Genomic DNA, 12,800 nt, shown 5'->3' with positions numbered 1-12,800 from the left:
GGGCCTCTGCCCCTCCCCGCACCCCACCCCGAGGATATTTTGCTGAAGCAGGATTGAAACGAAAAAAACGCCCGGCGCTGGCTACGCCGGGCGATTGCATCGGGGCCGCGGAAAGCTCCGAAGCCCGCCTTGATCTGTTCGAACTCGGCAAGTTGCCGTTCGCGCATCGCCGGGTCATTCGGGGTCTGGGCCAGGATCGGGGCCGAAATCTCGTTCAAACCGGCGATAGTGAGTTCTTCATCCGAGATCAGCGCCATCGCACGGGTGTTGGAGTGGCCATAGCCGATTGCATCCAGCAGCGCCGGGCCCGCCTCGGGGCGCAGCCAGGAATTGATGAAGTCATAGGCCTTGTCTTCGCTGCCCGGTCCGTTCTTGAGGTTGATGAAGCCGCAGAACCAGCTTGAAGAGCCTTCGGTCGCTTCGCGCTGGAAGGCCACCGGGTAGCCATCATCTTGCAGGTAGGCGACGCCGTCGTTCCAGGACCAGGCCACCAGCACCTCGCCGGAAGCCATGATCTGGCTCATCTCGGCAGGGTCGGCCCAGTAGCTCGCGACGTTCTTGTGCGCCTCGCGCAGCCAGGCGGCGGCGGCCTTGAACTGATCTTCCGAGATCACCGTCCAGTCGGTGACGCCGGTAGCAAGGTAGGCGAGCGCCCAGACGTCATCGGAACTGTCGGGCAGCGAGGTGCGGCCCTTGTATTTCGGGCTGAGGAACACCTGCAGGCTGGCCACGTCATCGGCGGGCACCAGATCCGGGTTGTAGGCAATAGCGGTGGCACCCCAATCGGTTGGTATGTACCACACGCCCGCGTCATCCTTGAAGATCGGCGAGGCGAGGAATTCGGGGTCGATATTGGCGAACTCGGGAATACGGCTCACATCCCAGGGTTCGATCAGCCCGGCGTCGCGGTATTTCGACACCATCTGCGAGCAGGGGTGTGCGACATCGGCACGAAAGCCGGAGGCGACCTTCTGGAAGGCCTCGTCATCGTCGCCGTAGAACGAATAGCTGGGCGCTTGCCCGTGTTTCTCGACATAGCTGGCGAACAGGCCCGGTTCCTCGAACCCGGCCCAGTCGAAGACCAGAAGCTGCGGGTCGGCGGCCCCAGCGGGAAGGGCGAGGGCAAGGGTGGCCACGGAGGCCAGGAGGAGCGTGGTGGTTTTCATCGGCGTCCTTTCCGGGATATGGGGTATCGGGCGCGCAACGCTAACGCCGCCGAGGAGCCAATTTCAAGCGGAAATCAGCCGGGTTCCGTTGCTGGCAGGGACTTGACCCGGCAGCGGGGGCGGGGCGAGATGCGCCTGGGCACAACCCAGGTGCCGCCAGCCCGAGCGAGGACGAAGTGACCCAGCCAAGCCTTGATCTCAGCCATGTTCGCGCGCAATTTCCCGCGTTTTCGCAACCCGGGCTCCGCGATCAGGCGTTCTTCGAGAATGCTGGCGGCTCGTATGCCTGCGTGCAGGTGATCGAAAGGCTGGCGCGGTTCTACCGGACCCGCAAGGTGCAACCCTATGCGCCCTATGCCGCCGCGCAGGCGGGCGGTGAAGAAATGGACGAGGCCCGCGCAAGGCTGGCGGCGATGCTGGCGGTGGCGACCGACGAGCTGAGCTTTGGCCCCTCGACCAGCGCCAACACCTATGTGCTGGCGCAGGCCTTCCGGGGTGCGCTGAAGCCGGGCGAGGCGGTGGTGGTAACCAGTCAGGACCACGAGGCCAATTCCGGCCCCTGGCGACGGTTGGCGGCGGACGGGGTCGAGGTGCGCGCGTGGCAGATAGACCGCGCGACCGGGCAACTTGACCCGGAGCGCCTTGCGCCGCTTCTGGCCGACGGGCGGGTGCGCCTGGTGGCGTTTCCGCATTGCTCGAACGTGGTGGGCGAGATCAACCCGGTGGCCGAGATCGTGGCAATGGCCCATGCAGCGGGGGCAGCGACCTGCGTTGACGGGGTCAGCTATGCGCCGCACGGGCTGCCCAATGTGGCCGCCTTGGGTGCCGATATCTATCTGTTCTCGGCCTACAAGGTCTACGGCCCGCATCAGGGGATCATGGTGATCCGCCGGGCGCTGGCCGAGCGGTTGCCCAACCAGGGGCACTGGTTCAATGGCGATGTGCTTTTCAAGCGCTTTACCCCGGCGGGGCCCGACCACGCGCAGGTCGCGGCCTGCGCCGGGATCGTGGATTACTTCGACGACCTGCACGCCCATCATTTTGCCCCCGGGCCGGATCCGGCGGCGCGCGCCGAAGCGGTGCATGATCTGATGCGCGCGCATGAGGCGCGCATCGTGGCACCGCTGCTCGATTTCCTTTCCGATCGCAACGACCTGCGCCTGATCGGCCCGCGCGATGCCGCGCGCCGCGCCCCCACGGTGGCGGTGGCGCTCGGGCGCGATGCCGAGCCGGTAGCAGAAGCGCTGGCGCGCGAGGGCATCAATTGCTGGGCAGGCGATTTTTATGCCCGCCGCCCGCTGGAGGCGATGGGGGTGGATATCGGGCAAGGGGTGCTGCGGCTGTCGGCGGTGCATTACACCAGCGCCGAAGACGTGGCGCGGCTGATTGCGGCGCTGGGGCGGGTTCTGTGAGGGCAGGTGCCTCCGGCGGGGGTATTGGGGCGAAGAAGAAGCCGCGCGCATGAGCGATGCGGTCCCGGTGATCGTCTGGTTTCGCCGCGATCTGCGGCTGGCCTACAATCCGGCGCTGGTGGCGGCGGCGGCGGGCGGGCGGCCCGTCATCTGCCTATTCGTGCTTGATGCGCAGGCCGAAGCCATTGGTGCCGCCGCGCGTTGGCACCTGGGGCAGGGGCTTGCGGCGCTGGCCGCGACATTGCAGCGTCAGGGCGAGCGGCTGATATTGCGACGCGGCGAGGCGCTTGCGGTCTTGCGGGCGGCTGTTGGCGAAACGGGCGCACGCGAGGGGCATTGGGGGCGGCTTTATACGCCCGAAGAAATGGCGCGCGACCGAGCGGTGAAGGCGGCGTTGCGCGCCGATGGGGTGAAGCCGCGAGCAGCCACGCCAGGGCACTGTTGGCGAACCTTGGGCGGTGGCGACGGGTTCCGGCGGGGCCTATCGCGTGTACGCGGCTTTCTGGCGCGCCATCGAGGCGCAGGGAGTGGAGCCGCCGCCGGGCCTGCCGCCAAAGCTTGTGACACCCGAGCCCTGGCTTGCCAGCGCGCGGCTTGCGGATTGGGGCTTTTCTGGAGCACGCGCCGACAAGTTATGCCAAGGCGCGCGACTTTCCGGCCCGCCCCGGCACCTCAAACCTGTCGGAGCATCTGGCCTTGGGCGAAATCGGGGTTCGGCGGGACTGGCACGGGTGCTGCTGGCGCAGCATACGGGGGCGCGGCAGGGGTAGGGCAGTTCCTGCACGACCTGGTCTGGCGCGAGTTCGCGGCGCATCTCATCTATCATTTCCCCGACCTGGCCAGCCGATCATGGCACCCGGGCTGGGAGGGTTTTCCCTGGCGCGGCGATAACGACGATGCCGAGGCCTGGCGGCGTGGCCAGACCGGTGAGCCGATGGTCGATGCCGCAATGCGCGAAATCCAAGCGACGGGCGCATGCACAACCGGGCGCGGCTGATAGCGGCAAGCTACCTGACCACGCATCTGCTGACCGACTGGCGCATCGGACTTGCCCGGATTGGCGAATGCCTGACCGATTGGGATGCCGCCTCAAATGCCCTGGGTTGGCAATGAGTGGCGGGCTGCGGCCCCGACGCGGCACCCTGGTTTTGCCTGTTCAGCCCGGCGACACAGGCCGACCGGTTCGATGCCGCGGGCAGCTATCGGCGGTTCTGGCTTGAACCGGGGCAGGCGGCGCAGAGGCCATTTTCGATGCGATCCCGCGCCGCTGGCACAATGATGCCGCAACCCCTCGCCCTGCGCCGCGGATTGGCCTTGCCGAAGGTCGCCGCGCGCTTTCGGCGCTTGCAGGCAAGGGTGGCGGCTGAGGCCCCTTGCGCCGCGCGCGCCACTCGGGGAAACTGCCGCCAATCGCCACCCCAAGGGGCCACCACGCAATGCCTACCGCCGCCAAGTTCTTTGCCGCGTTATTCATGGCGCTGACCGGGGCCGCCACGGTCTGGCTGCTGCGCGAAGGCGAGCCGGGAATGCGTGCCACGATCATCGCGTTTTCGGTCACGGTGCCGGTGGCGGCGATCATGGGCTGGCGCGAATGCGGCGCGCGGGTCGGCGGCGGCTATGGCTCGGCGATGGTCGCGGGGATCCGGGCGATGATTTACATGGTGATCGGGGCGGCGCTGGTGCTGGCGGTGATGCAGATGTTCAAGCTTGCATGGTCGCGCCATTACGATACCCCGACCGAGGCGGTGGTTGACATCGTGTCGCTGGCGATCGGTTTTGGCAAACCGCTCTTGCAGGTGCCGGTCGCGGCGACGCTGGTTGCGGGCGGGCTGCTGACAGGCATTGTCGCAGAATGGGCCGGGCGGCGCTGGCGCTGATGGCAGACTATTTCTTCTTTGGCACACTCAGCCATCCGCCACTGCTGGCGGTGGTGCTGGGGCGCGCGGTGCCGATGGAACCTGCATTCCTTCCCGGGCATCGGGTGGTGACGGCGGAAGGGCCCGAGGGCGGGCGGCCCTTTCCGCTTCTGGTCGCGGGCGGGGCCGGGGCGGCGGGTGTGCTGGTGCGCGGCCTGAGCGAGGCGGATGCGGCGCGGCTTGATTATTACGAGGCGGGCTTTGCCTTCGTCATCCGTGAGATCGCGGTGCAGGCGAACGGCGGGCAGCAATTGGCGCGGGTCTATTTCGCCGATACCGGGCGCTGGCGCGAAGGCGCGCCCTGGGTGCTTGCGGATTGGGCGCGCGACTGGGGCGAGATCGTGCCCGAGGCGGCGGCAGATTTCATTGCGGGCATGGGGCGCATCAGCCCCGAGGCGGCGCTGGCGCGCTACCCTTCGGTGCTCGCCCGGGCAGCCTCGCGGCTGCGGGCGCGGGGCGCGGGCGCGGCGGCGGTGCGGCGGCACCCGGCTCCCGGCGATGTGGTGGTGGAGGAATGGAAACTGGCGCATGCCGGGTTCTTTTCGCTCGAGGAATACCGCCTGCGCCACCGCCGCTTTGATGGCACCATGTCGGCACCGATCAACCGCACCGCCTTTGTCTCGACCGATGTGGTCGCGGTGCTTCCCTATGATCCGCTCCGCGACCGGGTATTGCTGGTCGAGCAGTTCCGCATCGCGGCCTTCGCGCGCGGCGATGCCAACCCCTGGCTGCTGGAGCCGATTGCAGGCCGGGTTGACGCGGGCGAGAGCCCCGAGGCCGCCGCCCGGCGCGAGGCGGCGGAGGAAGCCGGGCTGGCGCTTGGTGCCCTGATCGCCGGTCCGCGCTATTACCCATCGCCGGGGGCCAAGACCGAGCATGTCTATGCCTTCCTCGCGCTTGCCGATCTGCCCGATGCGGCGGCCGGAACCGGCGGCCTGGATGACGAGGGCGAGGATATCCGCGCGCATGTGTTGAGTTTTGCCGAGGCCGAGGCGCTGATGCAGAGCGGCGAGATAGCCTCTGGTCCGCTCTGGGTGCTGCTATTGTGGCTCGCACCGCGCCGCGCCGGTTATCGCGCCGCTGCCGCCCTGCCCAAAGGGGTTGAGGCGGCGGCCCCCTCGGCTTAAGTCTCGCTTACGCCCGCCCGTGCAAAGAGGAGCCTCCATGCGCATTTGCAGCGATCTCGCCGCCAGCATCGGCAATACGCCGCTGATCCGACTTCGCGCTGCCTCGCAGGCGACGGGGTGCGAGATTTTGGGCAAGGCGGAGTTCATGAACCCCGGCCAGTCGGTCAAGGACCGCGCGGCACTTTACATCATCCGCGATGCGGTGGCGCGCGGGGCGCTGAAGCCGGGCGGCACAATCGTGGAAGGCACTGCGGGCAACACCGGTATCGGGCTGGCACTGGTGGGCGCGAGCATGGGTTTTCGTACCGTGATCGTGATTCCGGAAACCCAGAGCCAGGAGAAAAAGGATATGTTGCGGCTGGCCGGGGCGGCGCTGGTGCAGGTGCCTGCTGCGCCCTATTCCAACCCCAACAATTACATCCGCTATTCCGGCCGCCTCGCCGCGGCACTGGCCGAGAGCGAGCCGAATGGCGCGGTCTGGGCAAACCAGTTCGACAATGTGGCCAACCGGCAGGCGCATCTGGAAACCACCGGGCCGGAGATCTGGACCCAGACCGGCGGCAAGGTCGATGGTTTCGTTTGTGCCGTGGGCTCGGGTGGCACCTTGGCAGGCGTGGCGCTGGCGCTGCAACCCAAGGGTGTCAAGATCGGTCTTGCCGACCCCGAGGGTGCCGCGCTGCACAGCTATTACACCACCGGCAGGCTCGCGGCGCACGGCAGCTCGATCACCGAGGGCATCGGGCAGGGGCGCATTACCGCGAACCTTGAAGGAATCCGCCCCGATATGAGTTGGACCATCCCGGACGCCGAGGCGTTGCCGGTGGTGTTTTCGCTGTTGCAGGATGAGGGTCTGTGCCTTGGTGCCTCGTCAGGCGTCAACATTGCGGGCGCAACCCGGATGGGGCGCGAGATGGGACCGGGGCACACCATCGTGACCGTGCTTTGCGATTATGGCACGCGCTACCAGTCAAAGGTGTTCAACCCCGACTTTCTGCGCGCCCGCGGCTTGCCGACGCCCGCCTGGCTTGACCGGCCGGGCCGCGCGCTGCCCGAGGTTTACGAGGGATGATGCGGCGCGTGAGCCCGCTCCGGCTGCTTGCGGCGCTCTTGCTGGCACTGCTGGTTGCCAGCCCGCTTGCCGCGCAGCTGGCCACGCTCAATTACACGGTCTGGGGCAGGGTGGCGGCGCGCGCCGAAGACAGCGTCGCGGCGGCACGGGCTTCGGATCTGACGCTCAGCCAGCTTCGCGGCGAAATCGCCACCTGGCGCAGCCAGTTCGCCGCAGCACAGAACGCCGATCAGGCGCGGATCGAAACACTCAAGGGCCAGATCTCGGCGCTCGGCCCGGTGCCCGAGGCAGGGGCGGTCGAAGCCCCTGAAATCGCCCAGCGCCGCGCCGAGCTGAATGACCAGCTTGCCCGTCTGCAGGCGCCGGGGCTTGCGGCGGTCGAAGCCTGGAGCCGGGCCGACGGCATCATCCGCGAGATCGACTCGATCCTGCGCCTGCGGCAGGCGGATGCGCTGCTGAAACTGTCGCCGACGCCGCTCAATCCCGCCAACTGGCCTGCGGCTTACGTTGCGGTTTCCGGCGCGGTGCGGGCGGTTGGTGGCGAGATAAGGGACCGTGCCGAGGCCCCGGGCGGGCTTGCGCAGATCAAGACCAACGCGCCGGTGATTGCATTCTACCTGCTGATCGCGGGTGCGCTTTTGTGGCGCGGGCGCGGCTGGATGGAGGCGCTGTCGCAGCGTCTGGTCAGGCTCACCTCGTTGCGCGGGCGGCAGGTGGTGGCTGCCGTGGTTTCACTCGGGCAGATCCTGTTGCCGATGGCGGGGGTGCTGCTGCTTGTTGCGGCGCTGACCGCAACCGGCCTGTTTGGCACCCGCGGCACCGCGCTTCTGGCAGAGCTGCCCTTTGCCGGGCTGACAATCCTGACCGCATGGTGGCTGGGCGGGCGGATTTTTCCCCGTGACGAGGCCAGCGACGCGGCGATTGCGCTGATGGCCGAACGCCGCGCCGAGGGGCGGTTTCTGGTTGCGATGACCGGGCTTTTGCTGGCGGCGCAGGGCCTCATTCAGGCAAGCATCGTGCCCTTCGCCGGCATGGCGCTGGCGGTCGGGATGCTGCGTGGCAACATGCCGATGGTGGTGCCGCCGCAAACCACCGATGCCGCCGCGGCGGTGATTCAGGCCCCGATGATCGCGCTGGCCGCGCTTTTGCTGTTTCGCATCGGCCTGCTTTTGCGTCGCCAACCGCGCACCAGCGAGCCGGTGGCCCCCGACGCAAGCGCCCGGATGCGGCTGACGCGTCTGGTGGGCAACACGAGCATCGCGGTGGCGCTTGTCGCGCCCCTGCTGGCCGCCGTGGGCTATGTCAGCGCGGCCAACGCGCTGATCTGGCCGGCGCTGCTGTCACTTGGGCTGGTCGCGCTGTTGATGGTCGTTCAGGGCTTTGCGGCTGATCTCTACGCGCTCGCGATGCGCTCCGACAATGCCGCGCGCGATGCGCTGGTGCCGGTGCTGATCGGTTTTGTGCTGGCGCTTGCGGCGGTGCCGCTGCTGGCATTGATCTGGGGCATGCGCCCGGCCGAACTTTCCGAACTCTGGACCTCGTTCCGCGCTGGCATCTCGTTTGGTGGCGTGCGGATTTCGCCAACCGCCTTTCTTACTTTCGTGGTGGTATTCGCGGCTGGCTATGCGCTGACGCGGCTGCTGCAATCGGCGCTGAAAACCTCGGTGATGCCGAAAACCCGGCTCGACAAGGGCGCGCAGAATGCGATCGCCTCGGGGCTTGGCTATTTTGGCATCTTTCTGGCCTCACTTCTCGCCATCACCTCGGCAGGGATCGACCTTTCCTCGCTTGCCATCGTTGCGGGCGCGCTTTCGGTCGGTATCGGCTTTGGTCTGCAGAATATCGTCTCGAACTTTGTCTCGGGGATCATCCTTCTGATCGAAAGGCCGATTTCGGAGGGTGACTGGATCGAGGTTGGCGGCAATCAGGGCATCGTGCGCTCGATCTCGGTGCGCTCGACCCGGATCGAGACCTTCGACCGCACCGATGTGATCATTCCCAACGCCGATTTCGTCTCCGGGCAGGTAACCAACTGGACCCGCTTCAATCTGACCGGGCGGGTGATCGTCAAGGTCTCGGTGGCCTATGGCTCGGATACGCGCAAGGTCGAGGCGCTGCTGGCTGAAATCGCGCATAACCACCCGATGGTGATGCTGAACCCCGAGCCGCGGGTGTTTCTGGTCGGTTTCGGCACCGACGGCATCGATTTCGAAATTCGCGCCATTCTTTCCGACGTGAATTTCAAGCTGGCTACCGCCTCCGACATGCACCATGAAATTGCCGCGGCCTTTGCCCGCGAGAAGATCGAGATTCCCTTCCCGCAGCGCGACCTCTGGCTGCGCAACCCCGAGGCGCTGCGCCCGGCCACCCCACGCCGCGCCGCCCCGATGCCGGGCAAGCCGGATCTCGGCGAAGGCTTCGTGCACCTTGCCAGCGAAACCGAGGATGCGCCGCATGCCGCACCGGCCCCCGCAAACAACAACCCCGCCGAAGACGAGGACGATGGCTGATGGCCGAACCGCTCTACCGCACTGCCCCCTATCAGCGCGAAGCTCTGGCCCGCGTGCGCGCCCTTGGACCGGATCGCGGCATCGTTTGCGATGTTTCGATCTTCTACCCGACCGGCGGCGGCCAGCCCGGCGACAGCGGCGCGCTCCGCTGGCAGGGCGGCAGCGTGGCCGTAACAACCGCGGTCAAGGGCGAGGGCGGTGCGGTGGTGCTGGTGCCGGATGCGGCCGCAGCGCTGCCGCCGGTGGGTGCCGAAGTGACCCAGTTGCTCGACTGGGACCGGCGACACGCGCACATGCGGGTTCATACGGCGCTGCATCTGCTGTCGGTGGTGATCGCGCTGCCGGTGACCGGCGGGCAGATCGGCGCGGGCAAGGGCAGGCTCGATTTCAACATGCCGGAACCGCCCGCCGATCTCGCGGCGCTGGAGGCAGAGGTGAACGCGCTCATCGCGCGCGATCTGGCGGTGACCGAGCATTGGATCACCGACGCGGAACTTGCGGCAAACCCGGGGCTGGTCAAGACCCTCTCGGTGGCACCACCGGCAGGGCAGGGGCGGGTAAGGCTGATCCGCATCGGCACCGCGACGGAACAGGTCGATCTGCAACCCTGCGGGGGAACCCATGTGGCCCATACCGGCGAGATCGGCGCGGTGCGCCTTGGCAAGATCGAAAACAAGCGCCGCCAGAATCGCCGGGTAAGCCTCGAACTCGGGTGATCGCGCGCGCCGCATCCCCCCTTGCGCCTGCGCACCTCGCCGCGCTATTGAGCGCCCGACGGAGAGGTGGCCGAGTGGTCGAAGGCGCACGCCTGGAAAGTGTGTAGGCGGGGAACCGTCTCAGGGGTTCGAATCCCCTTCTCTCCGCCACTTGCCCTCGCGAAAGCGTTCTCCCGATCCGGCTGCGGCCGGATTTTTCCGTTGTTTTCGGGGGTTATGCGGGAGGGGCTGAGCACCGGCACACTACCCAAAAGGCCAGAAAGCCTTCTCTCCTGGTCGATATTCTCCAGACCTGTTGCCTGCGTCATTCTGGTGAATTTCTTTCAACCAACTGGAATTGCTATTTTTTTTGCGATTAAGTTAGGCATTTAGACGCCGGTGGCGTTCGGGCGAAGAAACAGAAATCGAATATCGTTGAACCATTGTTCATTGGTCTCCCCCACGTTGACAGACTTACCCAACTAGGTCTGGTCAACCATTACTTCCATGCCGCTGCGACAGGCTAGGTGCGTCCTCGATTCAAAGTTGAATTGTGCTACGCGTTCGAGCACTAGCTGGATGCCCCCGCTTTGGGTAGGTGTGCATCCTTGATGGACCCCCGGTCCTCTGCAGCAGCGAGCACGAGTCCGGCTACGTCCGGTGGCAGACCATCATTATTGTCCATAAGCTGCAGGCCTGCGTTAATGAGATGCTCGATCAGGCGATAAGGGCTCGGCTCGTCGGGATAGAGAGCTTCGATGACAGCCTTGAGCCCACCGTCGCTATCAAAGCTGCCAACGTTCCACTTGGTGCCTGTTCCGTCTGTTGTCCCACGCGTCACCCCCTCGTTTATCGCATAAGCCAGAGCGAACTTCGCTGCTTCGATGTCGGTGTTGAAGCGGCCGGCACTTGCAAGAGCGCTTAGCGTCTTTTCGTTGATGGAAGTAACTCCCAGCGTCTTCTTGTCTGCTTTTTCGGCGACCATGATAGCTCCTTAACGGCTGGCGATACGAGTATGTCGCGCTGTTTCACGAGTGAGTACCCACTCGGCCCTCAGCTGCTCCTTGAGTGTGGTTCGTGCAATCGCTGCTGGAAGCTCATCCTCGTAGACCAAGAGCACTACCTGATCCGCCATGTCGGGGAGGGCGGCTACGATCCGCTTTCGGTGTCCGGCATCAAGCCGTCCGAAAGGCGAGTCAATAAAGATTGGACCTCGAAGCGGCGCATTGTTCTGGAGCGCGGCCACCAGAGACAGCGCAACGACATGCTCGGCCCCAGCAGAACGCACTGGGATGATCGTACCGTCGCGATGGAGGATGGTCAGGCCGTAACTGTCGTTGATCGTAAGTCCGGCATAATCTGGCTCGGTCGTCATCTTCAGGAAAAACGTGCTAGCATCCGCTTCTACTCGTTTTCGGAGTTGCTCGCGATAAGCAGCTACCGCCGATTGGAAGAGGTCGTGGACCTTCCCCGCCAAATCACGTCGGCGGCGTTCGGCCTCCATCTGACCACCTGCCAGCTTTTCCAGCCGCTTCTGAATGTTATCCCTGTAGAGGGTGTTTTCGCCTAGTTTGCCCTGAGTGGCGGCAACCCCTTCCTCGGTTGCAACGATCTCACGGAGCGTGCTGTCATAGTCACGGCTCAGACCGCGAAGTTCCGTTTCTACGTCACCACTAATCTGGCGACCGATCTCCTCAATTTCTCCCTTCAGAGCATAGATTTGGTTCTGTAGATCTTCGTATCCGGACCAAAGCAAGCGCAGGGCTTCCGGATTTGCAGCTTCAATCTGCGCCTGGAGTGCATCGAGGCGACGGCGTACATTAGCCAGTTCGCGCTGGCTGGTAGCATCGCCCGTGTCTTGACCGCACTCCAGAGCGGACTTGATGCGAGCTTGGGCTTCCGTACCGACTTTCTGCAGACAGGTTGGGCAGTCCGGCGCGTGACCGTGCGCCAGTTCCTGCAGCACGTGTGCTCTTGTGACAGAAGCCTGCAGGTTAGCTTCCCTCGCGCGAAGATCGGCCATGGCCGCGACAAGCCGAGGGCGAATTAACACCGCCCATGCAGGCCCCATGGCAGTCGTCAGAGTGGCACCTGATTGAATGAGTTTCTGTTCGGACTTGCTGAGGTCATCCTCGAGGCGATCGCGTTTCTCCAGCATGGCCGCGAAGCGCTCACGCCGACGCATATCTGCCTCTATGGCCGCCTTTCTACCCCGGAGGCCTTCAAGATCGCCCTCTAGTCGGAACAGGTCTTGTGTAAGGACCAAGCGCTGCGCCGCCAAATCTTGGAGTTGATTGCCAAACTCGCGGGTCTTTTGATCGCCTTGGGCGGCCAAAGCAAGTGCGGACTCTGCCCGATCAAGGGCAGCTTTGGCACTCTCCCGTGAACCAGTTAGGATTGGCAAACCTAGGATCCGCTCAACAGCAGCGCTGATTTGCGGTCCCATGTTGCTGTCCCCATGAAGCAGATCCTCGTACTCTTGCAAGAGTTCGCCATCGAACAGAAAAAATCGGGCGATCTCCTTCGGCAGGATTCTTTCGAGTTCTACGGTGCCCTGCTCAGGTGACAAGTGGTGTCCCCCGCGTTCAACATAGACCCCGGAGATGTACTCTCCACTCGCGCCGGGCCCAGGCTTTCCTGTCCTAGTGATCCGATACTCCGCTCCAGCATGACTGAGTTCCAGAGACACCTCAAAGTGCCGCTGCCCTTCGGCACGAGCTTCCAGGTTAACGAGATCCTCGAAAGACAGGTTGCGCCGCCCACGGCCTAGTGTTCCGAGTCTGACATTTGCTACCGATTTCCCCTGATTTCATCGAGAGCATCGAGCGCGCGGCGCTCGCGGGTGATGATATCATCGGCGGTCTTGCTCCAGACGAAGGGCTTCGGTTTGGCGTTGTGCTGCAGC

Annotated in this window: 8 protein-coding genes, 1 tRNA gene and 2 pseudogenes; 8 read left to right on the top strand and 3 right to left on the bottom strand. The window is 65.2% G+C overall.

The window, feature by feature from the left end; translation table 11 throughout:
• Positions 1-119: 119 nt before the first annotated feature.
• Positions 120-1,166 (bottom strand): annotated as a pseudogene (locus Q8J98_RS09010) (extracellular solute-binding protein); the annotation flags it as partial.
• 176 nt (positions 1,167-1,342) lie between these two features.
• On the opposite strand from Q8J98_RS09010, the gene Q8J98_RS09005 reads away from it, so the two are divergent.
• The 8 genes and pseudogenes from Q8J98_RS09005 (at position 1,343) to Q8J98_RS08970 (ending at position 10,066) form a co-directional block, all read left to right on the top strand.
• The gene (locus Q8J98_RS09005) at positions 1,343-2,578 is read left to right on the top strand and encodes an aminotransferase class V-fold PLP-dependent enzyme (protein ID WP_305294044.1); all 1,236 of its coding nucleotides are present in this window, start codon (positions 1,343-1,345) and stop codon (positions 2,576-2,578) included.
• Positions 2,579-2,627: 49 nt separating this feature from the next.
• Positions 2,628-3,691 (top strand): annotated as a pseudogene (locus tag Q8J98_RS09000) (FAD-binding domain-containing protein).
• A gap of 323 nt (positions 3,692-4,014) precedes the next feature.
• Complete coding sequence (locus Q8J98_RS08995) at positions 4,015-4,455, top strand: TrgA family protein (RefSeq protein WP_305294043.1); 441 nt, start codon at positions 4,015-4,017, stop codon at positions 4,453-4,455.
• The gene (locus Q8J98_RS08990; protein WP_305294042.1) at positions 4,455-5,621 is read left to right on the top strand and encodes an NUDIX domain-containing protein; all 1,167 of its coding nucleotides are present in this window, start codon (positions 4,455-4,457) and stop codon (positions 5,619-5,621) included. The genes Q8J98_RS08995 and Q8J98_RS08990 overlap by 1 nt, the downstream gene beginning before the upstream one ends.
• Before the next feature lie 37 nt (positions 5,622-5,658).
• Complete coding sequence (locus tag Q8J98_RS08985; RefSeq protein WP_305294041.1) at positions 5,659-6,690, top strand: cysteine synthase A; 1,032 nt, start codon at positions 5,659-5,661, stop codon at positions 6,688-6,690.
• Complete coding sequence (locus Q8J98_RS08980; RefSeq protein WP_305294040.1) at positions 6,690-9,200, top strand: DUF3772 domain-containing protein; 2,511 nt, start codon at positions 6,690-6,692, stop codon at positions 9,198-9,200. Before Q8J98_RS08985 ends, Q8J98_RS08980 begins: the two co-directional genes overlap by 1 nt.
• Complete coding sequence (locus Q8J98_RS08975) at positions 9,200-9,916, top strand: alanyl-tRNA editing protein (RefSeq protein ID WP_305294039.1); 717 nt, start codon at positions 9,200-9,202, stop codon at positions 9,914-9,916. The genes Q8J98_RS08980 and Q8J98_RS08975 overlap by 1 nt, the downstream gene beginning before the upstream one ends.
• A gap of 60 nt (positions 9,917-9,976) precedes the next feature.
• Positions 9,977-10,066: transfer RNA gene (locus tag Q8J98_RS08970), tRNA-Ser, on the top strand.
• Between the two features lie 400 nt (positions 10,067-10,466).
• On the opposite strand, the gene Q8J98_RS08965 is transcribed toward Q8J98_RS08970, so the two are convergent.
• On the bottom strand, positions 10,467-10,880 hold the full coding sequence (locus tag Q8J98_RS08965) for a hypothetical protein (protein WP_305294038.1): 414 nt from the start codon (positions 10,878-10,880) through the stop codon (positions 10,467-10,469).
• A 9-nt stretch (positions 10,881-10,889) separates the two neighbouring features.
• Complete coding sequence (locus Q8J98_RS08960) at positions 10,890-12,464, bottom strand: hypothetical protein (protein WP_305294037.1); 1,575 nt, start codon at positions 12,462-12,464, stop codon at positions 10,890-10,892.
• Between the last annotated feature and the right edge of the window lie 336 nt (positions 12,465-12,800).

The sequence above is a fragment of the Phaeovulum sp. genome, from assembly GCF_030684035.1.
In the GTDB taxonomy this organism is placed as follows: domain Bacteria; phylum Pseudomonadota; class Alphaproteobacteria; order Rhodobacterales; family Rhodobacteraceae; genus UBA6213.
Note: the sequence above shows the minus strand (reverse complement) of the source record. Positions and strands in the feature narration are given on the sequence as shown.

Coding starts and splice junctions, on each gene's coding strand:
- Q8J98_RS08980 (WP_305294040.1), top strand. CDS start 6,690: ATGCGGCGCGTGAGCCCGCTCCGGCTGCTTGCGGCGCTCTTGCTGGCA.
- Q8J98_RS08985 (WP_305294041.1), top strand. CDS start 5,659: ATGCGCATTTGCAGCGATCTCGCCGCCAGCATCGGCAATACGCCGCTG.
- Q8J98_RS08995 (WP_305294043.1), top strand. CDS start 4,015: ATGCCTACCGCCGCCAAGTTCTTTGCCGCGTTATTCATGGCGCTGACC.
- Q8J98_RS08975 (WP_305294039.1), top strand. CDS start 9,200: ATGGCCGAACCGCTCTACCGCACTGCCCCCTATCAGCGCGAAGCTCTG.
- Q8J98_RS08965 (WP_305294038.1), bottom strand. CDS start 10,880: ATGGTCGCCGAAAAAGCAGACAAGAAGACGCTGGGAGTTACTTCCATC.
- Q8J98_RS08990 (WP_305294042.1), top strand. CDS start 4,455: ATGGCAGACTATTTCTTCTTTGGCACACTCAGCCATCCGCCACTGCTG.